Genomic DNA, 24019 nt, shown 5'->3' with positions numbered 1-24019 from the left:
CCGGCTGAAAGACGGTACAAGCTTTTTTCATCCAGATTAAAGATTTATGCCTTTTTGAAAGATGAAAGTAATGCTTCATTTTTATTCATTATCTGATATAATTTTATTAATACCTTATGTTTAAAAGGAGGGATTCCCATGCCTGATACCATGTTCTTCAGTCTTCTGTTAAATATCGGTCTGCTGGTGCTCATCGCCACATTGCTGACAAAAATACCCATCGTGCGCGGCATGCTTTTATACGATAATAATTCTCCAGGGTGCATGGCGGCTCTTTCGGTCATATTCGGTCTGGTCAGCATCATTTCCACCTATACGGGTGTACGTGAGCAGGGCGCCATCGTCAACACCCGTGTGATCGGTGTGCTGGCCGCAGGCCTTTTAGGCGGTCCCTGGGTCGGTATGGGTGCTGCCCTGATCGGAGGACTTCACCGTTATCTCTTTGATATCGGCGGCTTTACTGCCCTTTCCTGTGCATTGTCCACCCTTATGGAAGGCTTTGTAGGATCCGTATTTTCCCGCCGTTTTAAGATGGGAAAGATAAGCAGCACCGGCATCTTTCTGATCACCGCACTTGTGGAAACCGGACAAATGGGAATCATTCTTTTAATTTCCAGGCCGTTTTTAGCCGCCCTGCAGCTGGTGGAGGTGATCGCATTTCCCATGATCATCATGAATGCTCTGGGCATGATCATCTTTTTAGGAACCTTTAACATGGTATTCATGGAAGAAGACAGCCAATTTGCCGAAAAAATGCGTCTAGCCCTTGGGATCGTGGAGCAGAGCCTGCCCCATCTGCGTAAAGGCTTATACAGTGCCGCAGATATGGATGCTGCTGCGGAAATCATTTATCGTTCCACTTCCTGTGCCGCCGTACTGATCACAGATACCCGGAAGATTCTGGCCATGAAATCTGATGCAGGTCTGTGCGCCTTAAAAGGGGATTCCATCCTTGCCCCTATTCTGGCATCTCTTCACGATCAGAAACCTACCATTTTTGATTATGCAAAAAAGGATGATCCTTTTTATCCTATTTTAAAAAACCACATGATCGTAGCTGCCCCTATGATTGAGATGGACCAACCCATCGGCAGCCTGACCATGGTGATAAAAAAACACTGGCACAATTCCCAATCAAACCTAAATTTTACTTCCGAGCTGGCCCGGCTTTTCTCTACCCAGCTGGAGCTTTCTTATCTGGAATACCAGAAAAAACTGCGGCGCAAAGCAGAGTTTAAAGCCCTGCAATCTCAGGTGAACCCTCACTTTCTATATAATGCCCTCAATACCATCTCCTACGTCAGCAGAGAGAATCCGGACAGGGCCAGAGAACTTTTACTCTCCCTTTCTTCCTACTACAGGCAGACTCTGGAAAATGACCAGTACATGCTGAACCTTCATACAGAGCTTTACCACATCTCCAGTTACCTGGATCTTGAAAAAGCGAGATTTGAAGAAAAGCTTCAAGTAGAAATCCACGTAGAAGAAGACTTAAACTGCATGGTCCCTGCCTTCATTCTCCAGCCTCTGGTGGAAAATGCCGTGCGGTACGGCGCTGACCAGACAGGAAACCGCCTGGTTTCCATTCATGCCCATACCACAGAAGATAAGATCGAAATAGCTGTTTCTGATAATGGAACTGGGTTTCCCCAGGAAGTCCTTGACCGGCTGTATGCGGGAGAAAGCTATGGCGGTGTGGGTCTGGAGAACGTACACAAACGGTTAAAGAGCATATACGGGCCGGATCACGGACTTTATATTCAAAGCTCTGCCAATGGTTCCAAAGTTTTTTTCCTGATCCCATCGGCTGATACCGAATTCAGATTTGGAGAAGAACTTGCCGCAACTGCTCACTTAAAAAATAATTTTACGGAGAGATTATTATGAAAATTGCAGTGATTGATGACGAACGCCCCGCCCGAAATGAACTGATTCACCAGATTTTATCTGTTTTTCCGGAAAGCCAGATTCAAGAAGCCGACAGCGGCGCTGCCGCCTTAGAGCTTCTTGAAGATCATTCTTTTGATGTTTTGTTCCTGGACATCAATTTAAACGATATGGAAGGAACTACCCTGGCCTCGGCTGTAAAGCGAATGCTGCCGGAAGCCCAGATCATTTTTGCAACCGCTTATTCCCAATATGCGGTAAAGGCATTTGAACTGGGTGTGGATAACTATATCTTAAAGCCTTTTGACCCTGAAAGAGTGCGCCGGGTCCTTGAAAAATGCAGCAGGGATTTAAACAGGCTGCAGGCAGAATGCACCCAGGCAGACAATGCGCTTTTGCCCTTTTCCTCTAATAAGATGCCCATCTGTGTGAACCGGACCATCATCCTGCTGGACATCAGCCAGATCGTATATATAGAAACCTGCTTAAGAAGCTGCATCATACATACCGTCTCAAAGGATTATACGGAAAACCAGCTTCTGGGGGAATACGAAAAGCGTCTGGCTCCTTATGGCTTCTGCCGCATCCATAAAAGCTTTTTGGTGAATTTGAACTACATCGCAGAAATGTTTCCCTGGGCCAGCAACAGCATGGCCGTCAAGATGCAGGGGTTTGAACAAAACATCCTTCCTGTTGGGAGGGAAAAAGTCAAACATCTAAGGCAGCTCATCGGAATTTAAGCCAATTCATCCTGTTTATGATTATCATTCTGCTGTTTGTGCATTTAGCACTTACGTTCATGCAAATATCATTTATTTTTGTGCATATTATAGTACAATTTTAAATATGAATGGTTTTCATAATATTTTACAGGAGGTATGAATATGATAAGTTTCTTTCTATGTCTGGCACTGCTGATCATCGGTTTCTTAACCTACAGCAAGGTTGCCGAAAAGGTATTTGGACCAGATGACAGAAAAACTCCCGCTCTGACCATGACAGACGGGAGTGACTATGTACCCATGGGAACGCCAAGGATTTTTCTGATCCAGCTTTTAAACATTGCAGGTCTGGGGCCAATTTTCGGGGCTCTGGCCGGGGCCTGCTGGGGACCCAGCGTGTTCCTCTGGATCACCTTAGGTACTCTTTTAGGCGGAGGCGTCCACGATTATATGGTCGGCATGATGTCCATGCGCCATAAAGGCGCCAGTGTTTCCGAGCTTACAGGCACCTATTTAGGCAATACCATGAAGCAGGTCATGCGTGTATTTTCCGTGATCCTGCTGGTGCTGGTGGGGGTCAGCTTCTCTACCGGCCCTGCAAATCTTCTTGCAATGCTGACTCCGGAAGTGCTTGATGCCCGTTTCTGGCTTGCAGTCGTATTGATATATTATTTCATAGCAACTTTTGTCCCCATTGACAAGGTCATTGGTAAGATTTACCCGTTTTTCGGGGTCTGTCTGATTGTTATGGCCCTTGGGGTAGGAGGAGCTATACTCTTAAAAGGCTACCATATTCCTGAGATCACCTTATCAAACCTTCATCCGTCAAATACTCCTATATGGCCTACCATGTTCATATCCGTCGCATGCGGCGCCATATCCGGCTTCCACGCAACCCAGTCTCCGCTTATGGCCCGCTGTCTTACCAATGAACAGGACGGCCGTAAGGTGTTTTACGGGGCAATGGTGGCTGAAGGCGTAATTGCCCTGATCTGGGCTGCTGCAGGTGTTGCTTTCTACGACGGCACCGGCGGTCTTTTGACCGCTCTTGGCAATGGACAATCCAGCGTGGTTTATGAAATCTGCTTTAAACTTTTAGGACCTGTGGGTGCTGTCATCGCTATGATCGGTGTAATTGCCTGTCCCATATCGTCTGCAGATACCGCTTACAGAAGCGCCAGACTCACACTGGCCGACTGGTTCCAAATGGACCAGAAGCCGGTGAAAAACCGGCTGCTCCTCACGGTACCCCTTCTGGCAATCGGCTCCGTACTGACTCAGTTTGACGTACAGATCGTATGGAGGTATTTCTCCTGGAGCAACCAGACCCTTGCCATGATCGCACTGTGGTCTGCAAGCGTGTACTTATACCGCAGGAAACGTTTTTACTGGATCACAGCGCTTCCGGCAACCTTTATGTCAGCTGTTTCCTGCACTTACATCCTGATTGCAAAAGAAGGGTTCCAGCTTTCCACCGGCATTGCTTATCCGGTCGGAATTCTGTTTGCAGCAGCCTGCTTCGGAGCTTTCGTCTATACCTGTGTTCTTGGCAAAGGCAAAAATGCCAACGCCGCTGCAGAAGAAGAGCAGTCGGCCGCTTAGTCCTAAAAAGGGCTGTCCTGTCAAATGACAGGCAGCCCTTTTCCTATGTTTTACATTTTATGGCACCGGCTCCACTTGCTTCCGTCTCTTTCTCCTTCCACCACAATGGTCATGGGATCCCCATCTGGAGCAAATGTCACATTCCTGACCGGACAAGGCCCATTGCTGCTGGTGATCACATGAGCAAATACAACCTCAGGGCCATAGGCACGTTCGATCTGGTAGTTGATATCAGATACAGAAGGATTATCCGGACCCATTCCGGCATACAGTTCCTTCCCCTGCCCCCAGGAAAATACCCGGGTATGGATGCCCTCATCGTCGTACTCGTGGACAACGCTGAGTTGTTCTTCTGCCGGAACAGTCTTTTTCATGTGATGGAAGTAACTGTATGGCTTCCTGTCTGAAAAGGTTTCTATCCGGACTCCTTCAGGCTGTTTGATCCGTGTTCCTGAAAAATGCATGACCCAGTCCACCGGGAGATTTCTATCTGCTCCCTCAACCCGGAATACTTCCCCGAAATAATTCTCCGCCCATACAATCTTTCTTACCATTTTTACAGGGCGGTAATGTTCTTCCTTCCACTGCACAATGGTAAAGCTGTCAGGCATTTCATACGGAACGGTCCAGTCCGCTTCCGCCTCCACATATACGATCCCATCCGTTTCTTCATAACGGGTAAGCCTTGCATTCACAGGAGCCTGATTCTCTTCACCGATGTTTACCGTATTATGGGAACCTGTATTTTTATAATAATCATAATGCATGACCGCACCGTATCCGGTGGTTCCAAGATCAGGGGAAATTCTTTTTCCACAGGCTAAGTAGCTGATATCCAGCCGGTCGTAGTGGTCGTGCTCCCCGCCGTAGCGGTCATGCTTAAACAGCAGATATCTGCCGTCCTCCCCCCTTAAAACCGTGCTCCCTGACCGGCCTTCTTCCACATGATAATTCCCTGGCTCAACAGTGCACCCGGGCAGCTCGCGGGCCCCATAGATAAATGCTTCCAGACTATCTCTCTTTTCTTCTTCATAAAGCCGGTTCAATACAAAAAGAAGCTTCTCTCCTCCCAGCTCCCGGTAGGCAAATTCATATAAATACAGACTTGAGGACGTATGTCCGTAATTGGTATCATTGAGCATAGGAATACGGAATCCCGGTTCCACATAGGACACCAGAAGCTCCATCATTGCCTTGTAATTGGGATGACTGATGTGACTGTGAGGCGTATGAAGGGCAAATTTTTCATAGGCAAAAAAGCTGGTAAGGGCGTAAAAATGATATCCGAACGCTCCTTCAAACCACATGTGATCGGCAAGCATTCCCTTTTCCAGCTGATACAGGATCCCATAAGGTTCATAGACCGCAAACCGGACATACCGGTCAATTCCAAAGATCAGGCCAATGACCGCAATGGCGGAATTGATGATCACCTCATGATTGTGCAGCTGGTTATGCCGGTGTTCCATGAGAAATTCCGCCCCAGGGATGAGCATTTCCTTTCCAATAAACGCTTTCTCCTCTTTTGTCATGAAATCAGACAGCAGATCATAGCTCATGGCAAAGCTTCTGAGGAAATTGGCTTCATCAAGGGTCTGGGCGCCGGACTTTCCAGGCCCGTTGTAAGGAATATTTCCGTGTACCTGGTAATCCTTATAATAACCGGAATATTCCATCATGATATCCACGGCCTTTCTTGCATAAGCAGTTTCCTCTGTGATCAGATGGATCAGCCCCATCTGAAATGCCGCCGTATAATTCCTGCTGTTAATGATCCCCCACCAGGTACTGTCATATGGTTCACCGGAATACACCCGCCCGCAGGAGGGACAGCCATGATGATGCGGATCGTTCCGGTCAAAGGTCAGCCTCACAGAACAATCCGGGCAGTAATAATAAAGGGACCAGTTGGCAATCCCTGTTTTGGGAACCAGAACCGGCTCCGCCATTATTTCTTTCACATCTTCCTTGATACGATTAACAGCTGACCGCTGCTTTTGGAATTTATCCCTTAAATGCCGGATCTCCTGTTCCGTAAATTGAATCATCTTTCTTAGCCCTCCTAATATAAATGCTCTTCTTCCACCGCTTTTTTAAATTCCGTTGGAGTGCAGCCGTAAAATTTCTTAAAGCTGCTGGCAAAATACCTCTGGTTTTCATACCCGCACTGGTCTGCCACCTCCTGGATTTTCATGCTTGTTTTCTGCAGCAGCCGGCCGGCCCGTTCCATGCGCTTTCGGATCAAATATTCTCCAAAGCACTCCCCCGTGTACTGCTTGAAAATCTGCCTGACATAGCTGGGGCTGAAGTGCACCTTTGCAGCCACTGCCTCCAAGTCCAGCTCTGTTTTGTGCAGATCATTATCAATGATCTGCTTCATTTGCTTCACCACTGCATCCGCCTTGGTTTCCTCAGAATTCTCCTGTACCACCCGGCAGCACTGTTCAATATAGGAAGCCAGCATATGGTTCATATCCATCAGACTTCCGTAAGTGATCCGGTCCTGCATAAAGGACAGGGGCTCCGTATCCGCCCGGTCATATCCATCCTGCTCCATATCATTTTGAATGGCGTAAACCAGTTCCCCCACAGATACGCCCACATAGTCGTTCTTCCTGTTGGACAGGGAGGCATAACACTTCATCAGACCGGAAAGCCCTGTAAGTGCCTCAGCCTCCTGTCCGGCACGCACGGAAAGCCGGATCTGGTTTTTCCACTCCCGGATCTGGCTGCTGCTGGTTTCCTCCTTCCTGCTGGTTTCCTCTCCATAAAACAGGAATTTCTTTTCTGTGTCTAAGTTCCCACGCCACACGGCCATGGCCTCCCGGTAAGAATCCACCAGCTCTGCCTGACTCCGGTAAGCGCGGCCAAGAGCGCCGTTCATCTGGATATGGTAATACTTCTCCAGGCTTGCGCTGATTTTATCTAAGCTTGCCCTGATCTTTTTAAGGAAATGTTCCTCATGTTCCCCGTCACCGCACCAGATGGCTGCCAGCTGGATCCCGTCAAAGCTGACTGCATACAGGCTTATTCCGGCAGAAAGATAACCATTCCGTATGAGCATGAGAAACTCCTCCACATGCTCCTGCTTGCCGAAATCCCATGCTCCGCCTTCCATGCGGATCACTCCTGCCGCATAAAACCTTCCTTCCAGTATAAGGTCCGGCTCTTCCCCCCACTCCTTTCCCTTAAGGAGTGCCTTCAGCGCCTTTTCCCTGGCAAGGCCGGCCCGGCTCATTGCCTGTTCCTTTAACAGGCTCATATTTTGCTGCAGCACCTTCTGGCTGTCCAGTTCCTGTATTACCTTTGTTAATACTTCAATCATTTCCCTGGGTAGAAAAGGTTTTAACAGATAATCCTTGACCCCAAGTGAAATAGCCTGTTTTGCATAGTCAAATTCATCGTAGCCGCTTATGACCACATTTTTACTGTAAAGCCCGGCTTCCTGAATCCTGCGGATCAATTCCAGTCCATTCATAAAGGGCATGGCAATGTCCGTAATGACAATATCCGGCTTCTTTAACAGAGCTTCTCTCAGCCCTTCCTCTCCGTCGCCTGCCGCCGCTACCACATCCACTTCCAAAGCGGAATTCTGGATGTTTCTCACCAGTAAATCTCTTACATAGTCTTCATCATCTACGATCAATATGCGATACATCACTCCACCTCCCCTGGCATTGCCGGAATCCTAAGTACCGCTTTTGTCCAATGGCCGAAGCTGCTTTCATAATGCAGTCCATATTCTTTTCCATAAAACAGCCGGATTCTTTCATTGACATTATAGATGCCATAGCCTGCTTCACAGTCCGTTCCGCCCTTTTTTAAGGTTTCATTGATGAAAGCAAGCGTTTCTTCCGGAATTCCTGCCCCATTGTCCCAAACTTCAAGCTCTGTGATCGTTTCCTCGCCGGTCCCCTCTTCGCTGACAGAGATTTTTATGATACCGGCTCCCTGTTTCTCCTTGATTCCGTGATAAATGGAGTTTTCAGCCAGAGGCTGCAGAAGCAGCTTGATCATCCGGAAGTCCAGACATTTGTCATCCACATGGATCTCATAGCTTAAACGGGAATGATACCGGATGCTCTGGATTTCTAAATAGCTTGTCACATGTTCCAGCTCTTCCCGAAGGGATATCACCTCTGCCCCCTTGCTCAATCCGATCCTGAAAAACTTCCCCAGAGAATTGGAAAGGATGCTGATTTCTTCCGCCCCCTGGTCAGCGGCCTGCCAGGTGATGGCATTTAAGGTATTGTAGAGAAAATGAGGATTGATCTGAGCCTGCAGAGCCTTTAATTCAGCTTTCCGCTTCTGCTTCTGAACTTCAGCCACATAATCCCGTTCCCGTTTCAGTTCCTCAATGGTCTCCTCCTGTTTCCGGACCAGGCTCTGGATCTCTCCGATCATGTAGTTAAAGGACTTTGCCAGGCTGCCCACCTCATCCTTGTAGGGATAGAAAAAGCGGACTCCTAAGTCTCCTTTTTCCACACAGCTCATGCGCTTTTCCAACCGTCTTAAAGAATCCGTCATCTGGTGGGACAACAGCAGGATGACCACTACACCTATTAAGAATACGACCCCCATGATCTCAAAAATCATGTTTCTTAAAATGTTTAAGCTTCCCAATAAGCTCTGCCTTGATTTCAGACCATAGATCTGCCAGCCGTTTTCCTTTAAGCGTTCATAGGTGACCAGATAGGAATCTCCCTCGTACTGATAGTCGCTGGTAATGACATTGCTCCCCTCTTTCCTGGCCTCTGACAGCTTCATCAGTTCCCCAGGGTCCATGTCAGAAGAACCTGTCATTACGTTTCCTGCCCCATCCAGGATGAGTATCTTATCGAAAAATTCGTATTTTCCTTCCAAAAGGCGTTCCAGCTCTGTTTTCTTTATCTGGATCACCAGATATTCCATTCCCACATAGCCCTGAACGCTGAACTGCCATACACAGGGGATGACCAGGTCATTATCCTGGAAAATCTCATCCTTCCATACCGGGAACCAGCGGATTGCCCCGCCTCCGCTTTCTTTATAGCTTTTGTAAAAAATGGACTCCTTAAAATCAAACCCCCAGTTTCTCATGCGGACAAAATTATCAAAGCTCCCTTTATCCGTGTAAATATAGGTGGAGTGGATCAGCCCCTCTCCTGTCTCAAAGTCTCTCATAAAATCCGGAATGGTTCCAAGAGCTTTTACCAGGTTGATGTCATTGGGATTATTGAGATAATCGGAAAGAGTCACCATAAAGGTATAATTGGCCAGCATCCCCTTGGCCCTTTGGTTGATAACCCCCAGCCGCATGCCTAAAGTGTCCACGATCTGGGCCAGAACATCTTCTGCTCCCACTTTAAAATTCTCTTCAATATCATTGGAAGCGTACCTGTAATAGGATAATCCGCTGATGGCGGTAGTAAAGAAAAACATGATTCCAAACAGCCAGATGATTTTGCTGCGGAACCTTAAATTATTTATAAATTTCTTCATGCTTTCCTCCCGTTTTCCTGCTCGTCTGCTTTTTACCAGTATATCACAGGATCCGCCCTTTTTCCCAGGGCGTGTTTGAAAAATGCTTGTTCCAAGCTGTGGGTTCCTCTTTGTGGGAGATTTGTTCCAGATGAAGGCGGCGTAGTGGGCTACGCCAACTGAATCTGGGGCAAATATACCGCAAAGTGGGGCGTGCAGATTGGGCCAATGATTTTTCAAACACGCCTACCCTTTTACCGCACCTGCCGTAAGGCCTGCAATAAACTGCCGGTTGGCAAATAAATAGACGATCAGAATGGGGATGATGGCAATGGAAGCTCCCGCCAGCATGATGTGCCACTCAGCTGCTGCATTGACAGAATATTTCAGCTGGACAACCGCCACGGTAAGAGTCTGGAGCCTTGGCATGGAAATCGTCATGATCAGGCTGGTGATATAATCATTCCAGGCATTCCGGAAGGAAAACAGGGCGACTACCGCCAGGATAGGCTTGCTTAAAGGCAGAATGACCCGGGAATAAACCCCGTATAAGCTGCAGCCGTCAATAATGGCCGCTTCATCCAGCTCTCTTGGGATTCCCTTGGTAAAGCCCATGACCAGAAAAACATTGGTAGCCTGCCCTCCCGTAAGAGCCACTATCAGGGCAAAGATGGACTTATTTAACTTTAATGCCCTCAGTAATTCATAGATCGGATATAAGGTAACAGACCCTAAGGATACGAACATCATGGATAAGTAAAGGGCCATAAGCACCTTTTTTCCTGCAAACTCTCTTCTGGCCAGAATAAAACCGGCCAAAGAACAGGTAACCACAGCCAGAAGGGTAACAGAAACGCTGACCAGGATGCTGTTAAATGTATATTTTGTAAAGTCTGCCTGAACAAAGGCCTGGTAGTAATTCTCAAAATGCCATTCCTGGGGGAAAAAACCGCCTCCCTGAGTCAGCTCTGCATTGGTTTTCAAAGACCCCAGCACCGTATAAATGACCGGATAAAGGGTGAACAGAATCATAATTCCTAAAAATACCCATTTACCGATCATAGGAAGCCAGGCTGCTTTTGATATGTGTTTCTCATTCCGGTTTTTCATGCTGCCGCCTCCTTAATAAATGTCATCCAGTTTTTTAGATATTTTCAGATAACCAACCGTTACGATACCTGCGATCACTGCGGATATGACGCTGACTGCGGCACCGTAGCCGTATTGGGGCACCGTGGCCTCTGCCGCAGATATTGGGAAGAAATAACGGTACCCGTATAAGGACATTACCATGGTGGCATTGTTAGGCCCTCCCTCGGTCAATACCATCACATTGGTGATGTCGTGAAAAGCTGAGGTGATGGCAAGCATAAGTATAATCTTTAATATGGGCCCAAGCATGGGTATGATGATGTACCAGATGGTCTGGAGCTTTCCGGCTCCGTCGATCCTGGCGCTCTCTATGGCCTCCCCGGATACCTGCTGGATTCCTGCTATAAAATACACCATGTAATTGCCCACGCCGCCCCAGACCGCCGTCATGATCAGGGTTTTCATGGCATGGTCTTTTCCCAGCCAGTTTATGGGCCTTTGTATGAGACCGGCCGCCATCAGATACTGGTTGACCTCCCCATTGTAGGCATTGAATAACAGATAAAACACCAGACCCATGACCGCAGAGCTCATAATGGTAGGTAAAAATATAATGCTCTGGGCGGCCCCATTCCCCCGCTTTTGCTGATTTAAAAGAAACGCCAGGAAAAAGGCAAGAGGTATGATAAAAATCACCTTCCCAAAACCATAGGTAAAGGTATGGACCACACTTTCCCAATAAACCTTATCCCGGAATACCCGGGCCAGATTCCCAAGGCCGACGAATCTCGGTACTCCTGTTCCATATCCCCCATACTGGTAAAACACATATTTCAAGGTCCACACCACCGGGTAGAGGGAACAGACGCTGAACAAAATCAGGTTGGGCAGCATAAACGAATAGGCCTGCAGGTTTTTTTTCACAGTTTTGCTGCTTGGCAGGACACTTCTGCTATTCCAGTCTTTCATCTGCATACTCCTTTCTTTTCAAAGAAAGAGGGGCCTCGCTGATTTTGCGCCCCTCTTTCAGATGTTACTGTAAGGTTGGATTCATTGGATCATAGTTGTCAATCTTTACTTCATGACCGCTTCCGTTTTTCACTGCTTCCTGATACGCTTTATTGTAACGGTCCGTTAAATCCTTTAAGGTGGATTCAATATCCGCATCTCCGTAATAAATGGATTCGCAGGTTTTATACATATCCTCACCTTCCACTACCATACCCGATGCAAAAGCACTGTGAGGAGGCTTTGGAAGGAGTGCATCAATGTCACTGATGAGCAGCCACTTTTTATTCTGGAAATCCTCGCTTGGCTTTGCCTTTCCGATAACGCTTGGAAGGATGCTCACGCCAAATCCGCCTTCGTAATATCCGATTAAATATTCCTCATTAGCAAAAATATCCTTATAAACCTTAAATGCCTTTTCCACGTTAGGGCTCTTGGCATTTAAAACATAGCTTCCGGTACCGGTAAAATACTGCTTTCCTTCGGTCTTTCCCCCCACGGTAGGAATGGGAACACAGTCCCATTTGGAGGAATCCATGGGGAACTGATTCTGGTATACTCCCGGCTCTGCATGGCTGTAGGACATATACATGCCGATCTTTCCGGCGGCAAACTGGGTTCTTAATGGGTCAATATCCAGAGATTCGCAGCCAGGGAAGGCACATTCGTCAGAAAGCAGTTCTTTCCAAAGCTTTAAAGTATCCGCCCACTGGGTAAAATCATATTCTCCCTTTGCAAAATCATATCCCCGAACCAGTCCGGTCTCTCTCTCCAGGCCGATGCACATAGAACGCTGCAGGCCGGAGCTGGCGCTTTTCATGTTTTCCGCAAATCCATAAATTCCTTCTTTGGACAATTGGGAATTGATTGTTTTAGCGTACTCCACCACCTCTTCCAGAGTCTTTGGCGGTTCCGTAATTCCTACACGTTCAAAGATCTCTTTGTTATAGAAAAGACGGCAGGTGGTTCCGCTGGTTGGAATGAAATACAGCTTCCCATCCATTTCATTGTAACCGGGATAAACCACGGACTTAAAATATTCTTTCATATCAGAGTCCATGAAATCATATAGATTTGCCCACTGCCCTTCGTTCACATATTTATCAAACATCTGCTCCTGCTGTACCAAAATGTCAGGAAGTTCCCCGCTCTGCACCGCCATATCAATAGCCTGCACGTAATTATCCGTATAAAGCTGGTAATCCACCTGAATGTTATCCGTGTTGTTGGCATTATAATCATCAACCTTTTTCTGAACATAAGTGGCGTCATGCCGGTCTTTGGACCAAACCTTAATAACGGTCTTCTCCCCGCTTGCTGCCTGGGTTTGCTCCGTTCCTGCCTGGGCAGTGGTCTGTCCCCCTGCTGCCGCTGTTGTGGCATCTGTCTTGCCCCCTGAGCATCCGGCCAGTGTTCCTGCCGTCATAAGCCCTGCCATCAGAATGCCGCTTAATCTCTTTAATCTCATCCCTTTAACCTCCCGTGTTTGTTTATAAATTCATTTTACGGAAAAACAGATGTTATGTAAATGCAATATCTGACGGTTGCATGTTTAAAATCAGTTTATATTCTCCTTCCTCCCATTGACATACCGTCTCCCTGCTCTTATAATGTTTATATTACATTTGTAAGAACAGGAGACCGCATATGAACCATCTGCCGCAAATATCCGAAGCAGAATATGAGGTAATGAAGGTGTTATGGAATGATGCCCCCATCAGTACCAACGACGTGACGGAAAAACTGACGAAAACCACCAGCTGGAACCCAAAGACCATCCACACCCTTTTAAAAAGGCTGGTCCAAAAGGGTGCCGTTACCTACCGGAAGGAAGGCCGCGTTTTCGTCTATACCCCGCTTGTAGAGAAAAAAGAATATTTAAAGAAAGAAAATGATCATTTTTTAAACCGCTTTTACAACGGGAAGATCTCCGGCATGGTGACAAATTATATAAACAGTGACCATGTATCAAGGGAAGACTTGGCAGAGTTGAGAAAGCTTCTTCTCAATGGCCAAGAGGAGGAAAACTGATCATGCCCGGTTCATTTTTGATACGCCTCTGTCTTAACAGCATCGTCCTGGCCGTTCTTCTGACAGCTATCCTGCTGGCCAGGAAAGCATTCAAACATCAATTGACTCCTAGAATCCGGTACCATCTGTGGTTTTTGTTTCTGTTTGTGCTGGCCGTCCCGTTTCTGCCCTGTTCTGTTCTGTTTCCCGGATGTGCGGTTAAGCTGCTGCAGTTTTTAGGCAGCTCTTTTTCCCCCGGGAATGCCGGAACCATGGGAGCTGCCTATCAAACCGCAGCAGCCACCGAATATTTCCTTCAGGACTTTTCTGTTTCCGTAAGCCGTGCTGCGCCTCCGGCCCTTCCCTCTACCTTAACCGGAATCTGGATAGCCGGCATGGTATTCATGGCCGGCTTTAACATTTACTCTTGTCAGAAAATCAGGCAGCTGAAAAAGTCCTCTCTTCCTCTTCAGAACAAAGAGGTACGGGACCTGTTTGCAGCATGCAGGGAAGAATCGGGTATAAAAAAAGAAATTCCGGTCTACAGCAGCGCTTATATATCCTCCCCTATTGCGGCCGGATTATGGAAACCCTGCATCATTGTTCCCATCCATATGCTTTCCGGGCTTTCTAAAAAAGAGATCCGTTATATCCTTCTCCATGAGCTTTTACACTGCAAGCACAAGGATCTTCTGGTAAACAGGCTTATGGCCCTGGCACAGATCATTTACTGGTTCCATCCCCTTGTCTGGTTTGCCTTTAGCGAAATGCGAAGCGACCGGGAGATCGCCTGCGATTCATCGGTCTTATCCCTGCTGGATCCGGACAGCTACTTAGATTATGGAAGCACGCTGATAAATTTTGCAGAAAAGATATCTCTCTTTTCCTATTCCGCTGCCAGAATCGGCGGTTCAAAAAAGGAAATTAAAAAGCGCATCTTAAACATTGCCTGTTACCGCAGAGAATCCAGATGGCATCAGGTGAAAAGCAGGATTCTTTTCACCATAATCACAGTCGTGGTGCTGGGCTGTACTCCGGTGCTGTCTGCAGATGCCTACACCGGTTCCCAATATGTTTTTGCTGCGGAAAATGTAACAGAGCTGGATTTAACCTCTTATTTCTGCGGATACAAAGGCAGCTTTGTTCTGTATGAGCTGAATTCAGGTCAATACTGCATCTATAACCGGGAAGGTGGAACAAGAAAGGTATCTCCAAATTCTACTTATAAGATCTACAGTGCTTTAGCTGCCCTGGAACATGGATCCATAACACCGGAAGCCTCACTGCGTTCCTGGGATGGGACCAGCTATCCTTTTAAAGCCTGGAATCACGACCAGACTCTTGACTCTGCCATGGAGCATTCGGTCAACTGGTATTTTACTGCCCTGGACGAAAAGACCGGGCTTTCCAGATTAAAACAATGCCTGGATGACATAGGCTATGGCAACAGGGACTTATCCGGTGGCCTGGGGCGTTACTGGCTGGAATCTTCTTTAAAAATTTCACCGGTGGAACAGGTAAAGCTATTGGCCCGTTTCTGCCAGGATAAGCTTCCTTTCCGTCAGGAAAATATAAAAGCAGTTAAAGAATCCATATTCCTTTCATCCTTCAAGGGTGCTTCCCTGTACGGAAAGACAGGGACCGGGACTGTTGATGGAGAAAATGTGAACGGCTGGTTCATCGGGTTTGTGGAGACCGGAGGGGAAACCTATGTGTTTGCAACTAATATTCAGGGGGAAACACAGGCTAATGGTACCATGGCGGGAAAGATTACATTGGATATTTTAAATGATAGAGAAATTTATACGCAATTACCATAAAAATGCTGCTGTACCGGTGAAATTTGACCGGGGCAGCGGCATTTTGTTTTCGAGAAAAGTGTTATTTTCCTCGCTTTCGTAGCGGGAATCAGCATTGTCCTTTGTTACCATTTCTTTAACTCCGATAGGTATTATGGATAGATTTGCGACATTATTCTGGCATGATTATTGTATATGCAAACAGCCTCTTTCTTCCTTTTTAGAGCGTTATAAAACCTAGTGTAAAAAGAAAAAATAACTTTCAATCTGAAAAATCAGTTATAATATACTTATCTCAATGCTACCCAAGGACAACGTAGCAAAGCTTTTAATTCAACAGACGGTTGATCAACTTAATATCGCCTCAAAAAACATAGAAACACTTCGCCTCCTTATGAACCAAACAGCCACAAAACTTCCCAAATACCTTGTGGTAATGAACATGACTGGAGTAGAAATAACTCTTTATCCACAACGGTGCTTTGACAGCCTATACCGGTGTTGATCAAGGTGCTAATCAATCAGAGACTATGAGTAGCAAAACGTTAGTACCTTCAAACGAGGAACACCACAGCTTAGAAAAATTTTGTTTCTTATCATGGATTCGCTTAAGAAATTAGCTCCATTATACGATCTAGTTTATAAGTTCATGATGAAAAAACGTGCCCAAGGTAAAGGCTATTATGTCTATATGACAGCTTGTTCCAACAAATTCCTCCGCACTTATTACGGACATGTTAATGAAATATCTTTCATCATTGAATGTCCAATGCTGATTTCGACATACCTAATTTTAAGCCGGCAATATTGGGCGGCCTTATTGTGCTTCCATTTTTTAATATAATTTTTCTTAAAATAATACCTGATTTTTTCTTTGCTGGCTACCGTGCGGATTCGGGATTTTCACTCGTTGAAACGTGCGCCCGCCAGGCACACCATAATAATGACGAGTACAAAACCCGAAACAATCAGGCTTTGTACTCGTCTCTTTTAAAACTTTAAATTGCCTTTTCTCCATTCACGCAAAGTCATCTCAGAATTAAATGCCACAGGCCTTCCTTTAATATTTGAAAGTTCTTCTAAAGTTTTCTCAGCGTTCACTGGGGATATTTGTAATGTATAACCAGCCGCCCACGATCTAACATAAGGATCATCGTGGTTAAGTAACTCCAATAGTTCATTTAGGCGTTTTTCTTTTTTTAGTAGCAAATAAATTGAATTTATTACTTTATATTGTTTATTACCATTTTTACTATCACCAATTTCTTCATACTTGCCCTTAATAACACAGGCATCTGCAAATTTTTGAATATCAGAGTTCATATTCATTCTCCTTACTTAAATGGTGTAAATATCCAACCTATATCTATCGATATCATAGTTCCATATTTGTCTAATTGTCGCAAACCGTACTCAAATTGCTGTTGATAGCTTTGCCCTGAAAGCCATTGTCTAACGGTTTGTCCATTTGTATATTGTTGAATTGATGAGTAATGTCCACTTATTTGACTATGAATACTTCCAGAAAATCCAGATTCAATTGATACTAAATTCTTGGTGTTATGAATATCGGTTGCATTAAACCCAGATTTAATTATTTGGTTTTGTTCCACAATATGATGCCATGCTTTGCCATCCCCTGCGGAGCCTAAGGCTTTTTTTGCATCACTAAAGGTATTAAACCCTTTACCCACGCCATTTACAGTCTTTTCTACTACCTGTTGACCTCCCGCAGCTACTGTAGAAATGCCAGAACTTGTAACTGATATACCGCCTACTCCTGTGGCAGATGCTACTGCCGGTCCTGCTAAATATCCTACTGTAGCGCCAACCGCCGCTCCGACAACTACTCCGCCAGCAATATATTTCCACCGGTCTTGGCTTGCTGCGTTAACTTTATTAGCAATGTAGTTTCCAACGAAACCACCAACTACTGCACCCACTGCTGCCAATCCAATAGCCACAAGAACAGTAGTACTTATTACAAAGTGTCCACCCGGATCCTGATAATAAAGAGGATTATTATGGGTATATGTGTAAAGGTTTAAACTCAATGGGTCCGGAACTTTCATGTAGTTAGGAAGTTTTCTCATGATTCCGCGCACACTATCTTCCGTCGAAAAACGTCCTGTTTCTGGCCTATAACTTCTTGCTCGTAAGTAATAAGTATTCGACTCTAAATCCAGATACTCCCCACAATACCTGAACGGATTCTCGTCCTCCTTATCTGGGCTTCTCTCAATTCCAAAAGCATCATACTCATACGAGGCTTTACACACTCCGCTTTGGCTCCACAGTTGGGTTACATCCCCATGTTCATTAAATATATAGTAGTATATCACACGGTCTATTTCTCTGGCAATCAAATTGATTCCTCTTAAATAGGTTTTAATCTTTTCGCCGTCAGTCTGTTCCGCTACGATATCGCTTCCATCCCAGCAATACAAATTCGTTTTGCCCTGGCTTTCGGTCAGTTTCCGCACCTCAGCACTATGGCGCAGGCCATCTCCTCGGTACTGATATGTGATCTCTTTGTCATCCTGATTGATCCGGTACAGTTGGTTGAATCCATCATATTGTCTCCACTCATAAACGGTCGCAGCCCCCTTCTGATAGTTCCCCGACAACTTAACATTTCCCGGATAGTCCGGCGTTGGCGCTGTTTTCTCCCAAATCCGGAAAGTTTCATTCCCATTATCATCATAACGGTACCGATACGTTTCGGTTATTTTCCCCTGCTTTTTTGTCTCCTTTTCCAATCGGTTGTTCAAACCATATTCATAGCTGGTAACACTGACCAACTCATCCTTTGTTCTTCCTTCCACCATCATTTTCATACGGTTGGAATAGGCGTCATAGGTATAAAGCGTCCGCTTCCAGCCGGAATAATCTTCTTCTGTCAGACGGCCCAGCCGATCATAGCAATAGGAAATCGTAACTGGGGCAGAACCGGCTTTGTTAATCTTGCTTAGAATGTTCCCATCCACATCATAGCCGTATTCCCATGCAGAAATTATGGTTCCCTGCCGTTTATTCTCCAGTGTTATTACCCTGTTGCCATCATTATATTTATAGATGGTTTCCATACCGGACTGCGGATAGCGGAGGGTTTTACGGTCGCCTTTTTCATCATATTCGTACTCTGCCAGTATCACCCCGGCAGCACTGTTTTTTCTTACCTGCTTTAAACGGTATAAATCATCATACGTATAATACAGACTGACATCCGGGCTTGCATTTCCTTGGCGGGTCAGTTGAAAGGACTGGCGGTTTCCATATATATCATAAGTATAATCCTTCCCTGTATTTCCCGGATCCTCCTGGCGGCACAGCTGGCCTTTATTATTATAACGGTACTTCGTCTCCAGGAAGACGGTTTGTTTTCCTCCCACGGATTCCCGGCTGACTTCTTTAATCCGCTTACCGTTCTTACCATAGAAATACTCCCGCTCGCTCATTACCAGTCCATCAGGAGTTCTCTTTTGCACGGTTTCTTTTGTCAGGCGTTCCAGGGCATCATGCTGATAAATGGTCTGGTCCTTGTTCCTGTCCGTTTTTTTCTGCAGTCTTCCGGCTTTGTCATACTCGAAGTATTCCGTGCAGCCACGTGAATCTGTCATTGCCATGACATTTCCAAAGCGGTCATAGGCATATTTTGTTACCTCCCGCCCTTCGCCGGCTGGGGTATCCCCGGTTCTCCTTAGAATGACCTGATTCATCGCATCATACCGGCAAGTGGTCCTGATCCAGCTGCCCGGACTTAGGTACTGGTAGGTATCAGTCAGCCGGTTCCTGGCATCATAAACATACTGAGTCTCCTGCCACCCATCTTTTTGTGCCTTCTTTTCCCCTATTACATTTCCAGCTCCATCATAGTTATATTTCACAATCTGGCTGCGGTGGTCAAACGGTGCAGTGATTTGAATCAGGCGTCCGGCCTTATCGTATTGGTATTCAGTTTTCTTTCCGGCTTCATCCCAATGAAACCGTTTATTGCCTAACGCATCATATTGAATGCTGGTAATTCTCTCCTGGCCGGAGTCCATCCATATGGATTTTACTGCCCGGCCTGCATAATCGTATTCCCAGCGTTCCACATTGTTCCTGACATCAATTTTCCGAATATTGTTTCCTGCATTGTCATATTCGTAGGTAAACAGCTTCTCCCCGGCTAAAATTTCCTTCCGAACCTGGCCTTTCTGGTCCTTATAACATTCTGTCACGATATCTGGAGCGGAAGCATCCCCTATGACTTTTTTCAGTTCGCGATAGTACTTCCTGCCATCAGCCGGATCGGTAAATACCTCATTGTATTCATACTTCTCCTCATGGCCTACTTGCGGAATCGTATGGGATAACACCCGGCCAAATGAATCGTAGGTATAGCGCTCAGTCTTTCTTACATGATTCGCTGCTGTGCCGTTCCCATCATATGTGACTGTTTCTGTCAGCTCTCCCCATGAGTTATACCGAAAATCCTGCAGTACTACATCACCGGAAGTTGGTTCATTGGATACGGCCAGGCAGACCTGTTTAATCTGTCCAAACGGTGTGTATTGAATTCGTCTCTTTTGGTGGTTCGCATCTGTTTCCGTGATAAAGTTTAAACGGTCATTATAATAGGTTTCATTTACTGCCTGCTGGCCGTCTGCCGGAGGCAACGTCTCTGCTTCAACTCGCCCCATACCGTCATAGCGGATGGTACTGACCTGATTCCTGGAATCCTTTTTGGAGATGAGCCGCCCCCAATTGTCATATTGAAATTCTTCCTTGATTAGATCGCAGGGCCTTCCGTCCGCATCTATGATACCGGTTTGTTCTTTTGATATAAAGTTATGTGTGTATCTGCTGGCAGTACTGGAAGGAGAACTGTATTTATAAATTATTTCAGCATAATCACCTGATTGCTCCAGATTCCCGCTGCCTGCCAGGAAATACCTTCTTTCGCTGGTCACACAGTAGGGATTTTTCGAATCTTTATAATCATATCCTGTTTTTTCTTTTAAGACTCCATTTTCATAGATCCGATGATATTTTATTACCCTATTTCCCAATTCCGTATGAAGCTCATTTGTTTCTCTGATCTGGTCAGAGCCTTTTTTTCTCGCTGTTTCAATAATGATGCTGTAGTCTCCATAGCTTGTATTAATTTCCTGGCTGCAGGAAGGGTCATCCGGATATTCTTCAATGAGCTGGATGATATTTGCTTTTTGATCTGCGGAATATTTCCAGGAGGTTTTCTTTTCCAGAAATATTGATTCATTATTCCTGTCAAATACCTGGTCAACGGCTGATACGATTAGTTTATTGCTATATTTATAAATGCTTTTAGAAATAAGGGTCTCCTGATGCCGGACCTCCTTTTTTATTAGCTGCCCTTCCCGATCAAACTGATGGGTTTCCAAAATGTCCTGATGATGTTTTACTTCTGCATATTCGATATACTTACCATTGCCATATTCATAGGAAGCTCCGGATTCAAGCCTGTATCTGTATTCTGCCCGGTTGTATTCGATTCCGTCAGCAATATCCTTTTTCATCGTCAATGCAAAATGGGTAAGCTTTCCACCGGCATCATTTACAATGCTGATTTCTCTGCCATATGTAAACTGTGTGGATGCATGATTTGGATATGTGACACTTTTTAACAGCAGATAATTGCGTTCCTTATTTCCGGTAGTATTTCCTACAGCTTTCTTGGAGGCATAACTCATAATGCCCTTGTAATCTCCCGGATTATAGTAGTTATATTCAGTCCTACAGCCTGCGGGGTCTGTTACTGCGGTGAGCTTAAGCGGCTGCGCCTGATCGATATGGTAGGAAAGTTCACATGCCTTTCCTGCTGTACTTTCCGGCAATCTCCAGATAAATCCATAATCGGTCTTCTCCAGGCTGATTTTACGACCCCAGGTGTCCACAATCACCATACCGCCGTAATCCTTTAAATCGTAACAAATCACATTTCCAAACTTGTCCTGCCGGGCAACCAGTGTAAACTTCTGGGGCGTCAGTTTATCCCGGTCTCCATCATTTCCAAATAAATTTTTGAAATAATCTTTATTACCATTTTTGTATTCAATAATGATATCATAAGCTTTTGTAATATCGGCTGCATAAGGGTGGTGAATCATGCCTGATCTGGTAAAAATCCTGACATCTTTTAGGCTATGATCTACAATTCCATCTGAAGACCGACTTATTTTTAAACTTCTGCCGTCTTCCAGATGCAGAATATAATCAAAAGCGGGGAATCCCATTAAAAATGATTCCGGAGGATCATAAGATAGGATCAGGTAAGAACATTTAAGATACGGTACCGTCTCAATGGAAGGCAGGACAAAGGACCAGCCATATCCAAGTCCATAAGTCTTGGTATAAAAACTGTTATCCCTGGAACCTGTATATATCTTTTCTTTTTTGACATATGGATCCATATCCACTAAATTGGCACAGCCGGAATCATAGCGTCTGGCAATGGATACGTCGAAGCCATCCCTGCCCGGCAGTACAAAGTCTGTTGTCTCATATTGAACATTGCCAGTGTTCAACTGAACATTTACCTGATTTGTTTCGAAGTAGGTAAATGGGGATTCCGGATACTCTTTTATATCGGAAAATTCTTCCTCCTCCGTAGGCAGCGCTGCCCGGCTAAGCAGTGTTTCCCGGATTTTTGCTTCATTCTGTTCTCCGCCTGATACATCCTCCGCAGCCTTTGTATCAGGCTCTTCCCATTCATTTTTAACAATGTGATTTTCTATTATCTCTTTCTCTTTCTCTTTCATCTATTCCCTTCTTATCTTAAAATAATGATACTGCTGCGCTTCCGGTTCCCCTTGCGATAAATTCTACCAATGCAATGGAACCGCTAAAGCATTCGTTTTGACTTAGCTGTCTGGTTGACTGAAACCACAGCTTTCCCGGAATATTGGAATATATTCTTAAATTTTCTTCCGGATAATTTCCTGGTTCTATTATGCTTCTTAGATTGCCGGCTGCGAGGCTGGTTAATTCCAGTAAGTATGGATCATACCGGAGGTTCATGCGGATCTTGTCCAGACCGCTGACCTCCTGGGCTTTCAGCAGAACTGCGTAACGTTTACCGGTCTTTACCGGGTATTCCATGGTGCTGCTACGGTAAAATACAGGAATAACCGGCATTTGTTCTGTTGTTAAATAATCAGATTCATCACCTTGTGAATCATATGCTTTAATCCGGTACATTGCGTTAGATGCCCCAATTGGAATGAAATCTGTCATTCCCCGGTGCTCTTCTATCTGTTTCTGTGTATCCAATTCATGGAAGGTCAAGCCTTTTCCTTCCCATTCGTCAAATGTCAGCCATCTGGATTCAAAACTCTCCCATGAGATACCAGGCAGCGTCACCTTCTCCCCCTCACCCCATGAATGTCCGGATTCTTCCAAGCGGCTCCATGTTTTATTAAGCTCGTCCAGTTCCAGCCATGTACGTCCCTGCTCAATGCCGGGGTGTTCATCGCCTAAACCTTTAAATATTTCAAAACTGATTTCCCGGTTTTCTAACTGTTGCCAGGTATACGAATGATTCTCAAACTGTGACCAGCTTAACTGCTGATAATCCAGGCGTTCCCAATGCTGACCTTTGCCTGTTCTGGTTTCGATTTGATGCCAAGTGAGGGCATCCTGATCATACCTGCTCCATGGGTCATTGGTACTGTCAAAATTGTCCCAGGTGTATCCAGACAGGCCCTGTAAAAATGATTCATTAAATACCCGTTCTAAAATATAATTTTTATCTGCTTCCACAGCTCCCCAACTGATTTGTGCCTGTTCTCCCTCGTGGAGGGTGGGGATATGTAAACATTCCGGTCGGTTCATAAATAATAGGTTTCTCCTTTCGTTTTCTATTGGTAATCTTAGTTTTTATTTCATAGTTGATTGTATTTGGAGTATTTCGTCTGGTACTCCGCACTTGTATCTCGGGTGGTTATGATATTTTCCATTTTAGTATCATGCGGGTTTTTGTCGTTTTTATTTTTTGGCAGTAGGGGATTACCTAATATAAAAAATCATTTATTATGCTGATACTCATCCAATTAAGAGGAAGAAGAAGTATTAGCAGTTCCGTTTGACTTAACTAAATAGTGATTTAGATAACAATACAATTGTTTCATCTGGTTTATACCTATCATGGGGAACGATAGCTGATGGAGGATATACGCAGATTGGAAAAATGGTTTTTGTTAATATTAGAATAGTCACCAATTTTGCCCTTACTGCCGGCACCAGTTATACTATAAGCGGCTTCCCTCGATGCCGTAATACCAACGCACTTAATACGGTTCCAGTGCAAATCAGCAGTCCAACAGGGATGTCTAATGGATACTTGACAATTGGTGGTATTTTTACATTTACACCAAGTACAGGCGCTGGTATTGGCAGCGGTGCCGCACTGATATTTGG

Annotated in this window: 13 protein-coding genes and 2 pseudogenes; 6 read left to right on the top strand and 9 right to left on the bottom strand. The window is 45.3% G+C overall.

The features are described 5' to 3' along the window. Positions 1-138 precede the first annotated feature (138 nt). From K401_RS0115590 to K401_RS0115580, 3 genes are all read left to right on the top strand, one after another. Positions 139-1887 (top strand): LytS/YhcK type 5TM receptor domain-containing protein, encoded by a 1749-nt coding sequence (locus K401_RS0115590; protein ID WP_024293819.1) that lies wholly within the window; start codon positions 139-141, stop codon positions 1885-1887. Continuing rightward, positions 1884-2627, top strand: a complete 744-nt coding sequence (locus K401_RS0115585; protein ID WP_024293818.1) for a LytR/AlgR family response regulator transcription factor — start codon at positions 1884-1886, stop codon at positions 2625-2627. The genes K401_RS0115590 and K401_RS0115585 overlap by 4 nt, the downstream gene beginning before the upstream one ends. 144 nt (positions 2628-2771) lie before the next feature. Continuing rightward, positions 2772-4211 carry a carbon starvation CstA family protein gene (locus tag K401_RS0115580; protein WP_024293817.1) on the top strand — a complete coding sequence of 480 codons (1440 nt, stop codon included), beginning with the start codon at positions 2772-2774 and terminating at the stop codon, positions 4209-4211. Positions 4212-4261: 50 nt separating this feature from the next. On the opposite strand, the gene K401_RS0115575 is transcribed toward K401_RS0115580, so the two are convergent. The 3 genes and pseudogenes from K401_RS0115575 to K401_RS31930 form a co-directional block, all read right to left on the bottom strand. Further along, positions 4262-6259 (bottom strand): heparinase II/III domain-containing protein, encoded by a 1998-nt coding sequence (locus K401_RS0115575; RefSeq protein WP_024293816.1) that lies wholly within the window; start codon positions 6257-6259, stop codon positions 4262-4264. Between the two features lie 14 nt (positions 6260-6273). Beyond that, positions 6274-7869, bottom strand: a complete 1596-nt coding sequence (locus tag K401_RS0115570; RefSeq protein ID WP_024293815.1) for a response regulator — start codon at positions 7867-7869, stop codon at positions 6274-6276. Next, positions 7869-9851: pseudogene (locus K401_RS31930) on the bottom strand (histidine kinase); the annotation flags it as partial. The pseudogene K401_RS31930 and the gene K401_RS0115570, both read right to left, overlap by 1 nt. Between K401_RS31930 and K401_RS34410 the strand changes: the two are divergent. Beyond that, positions 9768-9974, top strand: a pseudogene (locus K401_RS34410) (DUF6783 domain-containing protein). The pseudogenes K401_RS31930 and K401_RS34410 sit on opposite strands and share 84 nt — an antisense overlap. Here K401_RS34410 and K401_RS0115560 read toward each other — a convergent pair. The 3 genes from K401_RS0115560 to K401_RS0115550 all read right to left on the bottom strand — a co-directional run bounded on the left by K401_RS0115560 (position 9918) and on the right by K401_RS0115550 (position 13239). Beyond that, entirely contained in the window at positions 9918-10781 is an 864-nt protein-coding gene (locus tag K401_RS0115560; RefSeq protein WP_024293813.1) for a carbohydrate ABC transporter permease, read from the bottom strand. The pseudogene K401_RS34410 and the gene K401_RS0115560 sit on opposite strands and share 57 nt — an antisense overlap. 12 nt (positions 10782-10793) lie before the next feature. Continuing rightward, entirely contained in the window at positions 10794-11732 is a 939-nt protein-coding gene (locus K401_RS0115555) for a carbohydrate ABC transporter permease (RefSeq protein WP_024293812.1), read from the bottom strand. A gap of 64 nt (positions 11733-11796) precedes the next feature. Next, the gene (locus K401_RS0115550) at positions 11797-13239 is read right to left on the bottom strand and encodes an ABC transporter substrate-binding protein (protein ID WP_024293811.1); all 1443 of its coding nucleotides are present in this window, start codon (positions 13237-13239) and stop codon (positions 11797-11799) included. Positions 13240-13418: 179 nt separating this feature from the next. On the opposite strand from K401_RS0115550, the gene K401_RS0115545 reads away from it, so the two are divergent. Further along, the gene (locus K401_RS0115545; protein WP_024293810.1) at positions 13419-13802 is read left to right on the top strand and encodes a BlaI/MecI/CopY family transcriptional regulator; all 384 of its coding nucleotides are present in this window, start codon (positions 13419-13421) and stop codon (positions 13800-13802) included. A 2-nt stretch (positions 13803-13804) separates the two neighbouring features. Then, a complete protein-coding gene (locus tag K401_RS0115540) occupies positions 13805-15601 on the top strand; it encodes a BlaR1 family beta-lactam sensor/signal transducer (protein WP_024293809.1) in 1797 nt (598 codons plus the stop codon). 969 nt (positions 15602-16570) lie between these two features. On the opposite strand, the gene K401_RS0115530 is transcribed toward K401_RS0115540, so the two are convergent. The 3 genes from K401_RS0115530 to K401_RS0115520 are packed head-to-tail and all read right to left on the bottom strand — an operon-like array spanning position 16571 to position 23434. Continuing rightward, complete coding sequence (locus tag K401_RS0115530; protein ID WP_024293808.1) at positions 16571-16903, bottom strand: DUF2019 domain-containing protein; 333 nt, start codon at positions 16901-16903, stop codon at positions 16571-16573. A gap of 11 nt (positions 16904-16914) precedes the next feature. After that, positions 16915-22362 (bottom strand): RHS repeat-associated core domain-containing protein, encoded by a 5448-nt coding sequence (locus K401_RS0115525; protein WP_024293807.1) that lies wholly within the window; start codon positions 22360-22362, stop codon positions 16915-16917. 16 nt (positions 22363-22378) lie between these two features. After that, the gene (locus K401_RS0115520; protein WP_024293806.1) at positions 22379-23434 is read right to left on the bottom strand and encodes a hypothetical protein; all 1056 of its coding nucleotides are present in this window, start codon (positions 23432-23434) and stop codon (positions 22379-22381) included. Positions 23435-24019: the final 585 nt, after the last annotated feature.

It is taken from the genome of Lacrimispora indolis DSM 755 (assembly GCF_000526995.1).
GTDB lineage: Bacteria > Bacillota > Clostridia > Lachnospirales > Lachnospiraceae > Lacrimispora > Lacrimispora indolis.
The sequence above is the reverse complement of the archived record's forward strand: the minus strand, read 5'-3'. Positions and strand labels throughout refer to the sequence as shown.

What these genes read in the sequence shown, in the direction of transcription:
- K401_RS0115590 (WP_024293819.1), top strand. Translation starts at nt 139, where the DNA reads ATGCCTGATACCATGTTCTTCAGTCTTCTGTTAAATATCGGTCTGCTG.
- K401_RS0115585 (WP_024293818.1), top strand. Translation starts at nt 1,884, where the DNA reads ATGAAAATTGCAGTGATTGATGACGAACGCCCCGCCCGAAATGAACTG.
- K401_RS0115580 (WP_024293817.1), top strand. Translation starts at nt 2,772, where the DNA reads ATGATAAGTTTCTTTCTATGTCTGGCACTGCTGATCATCGGTTTCTTA.
- K401_RS0115575 (WP_024293816.1), bottom strand. Translation starts at nt 6,259, where the DNA reads ATGATTCAATTTACGGAACAGGAGATCCGGCATTTAAGGGATAAATTC.
- K401_RS0115570 (WP_024293815.1), bottom strand. Translation starts at nt 7,869, where the DNA reads ATGTATCGCATATTGATCGTAGATGATGAAGACTATGTAAGAGATTTA.
- K401_RS0115560 (WP_024293813.1), bottom strand. Translation starts at nt 10,781, where the DNA reads ATGAAAAACCGGAATGAGAAACACATATCAAAAGCAGCCTGGCTTCCT.
- K401_RS0115555 (WP_024293812.1), bottom strand. Translation starts at nt 11,732, where the DNA reads ATGAAAGACTGGAATAGCAGAAGTGTCCTGCCAAGCAGCAAAACTGTG.
- K401_RS0115550 (WP_024293811.1), bottom strand. Translation starts at nt 13,239, where the DNA reads ATGAGATTAAAGAGATTAAGCGGCATTCTGATGGCAGGGCTTATGACG.
- K401_RS0115545 (WP_024293810.1), top strand. Translation starts at nt 13,419, where the DNA reads ATGAACCATCTGCCGCAAATATCCGAAGCAGAATATGAGGTAATGAAG.
- K401_RS0115540 (WP_024293809.1), top strand. Translation starts at nt 13,805, where the DNA reads ATGCCCGGTTCATTTTTGATACGCCTCTGTCTTAACAGCATCGTCCTG.
- K401_RS0115530 (WP_024293808.1), bottom strand. Translation starts at nt 16,903, where the DNA reads ATGAACTCTGATATTCAAAAATTTGCAGATGCCTGTGTTATTAAGGGC.
- K401_RS0115525 (WP_024293807.1), bottom strand. Translation starts at nt 22,362, where the DNA reads ATGAAAGAGAAAGAGAAAGAGATAATAGAAAATCACATTGTTAAAAAT.
- K401_RS0115520 (WP_024293806.1), bottom strand. Translation starts at nt 23,434, where the DNA reads ATGAACCGACCGGAATGTTTACATATCCCCACCCTCCACGAGGGAGAA.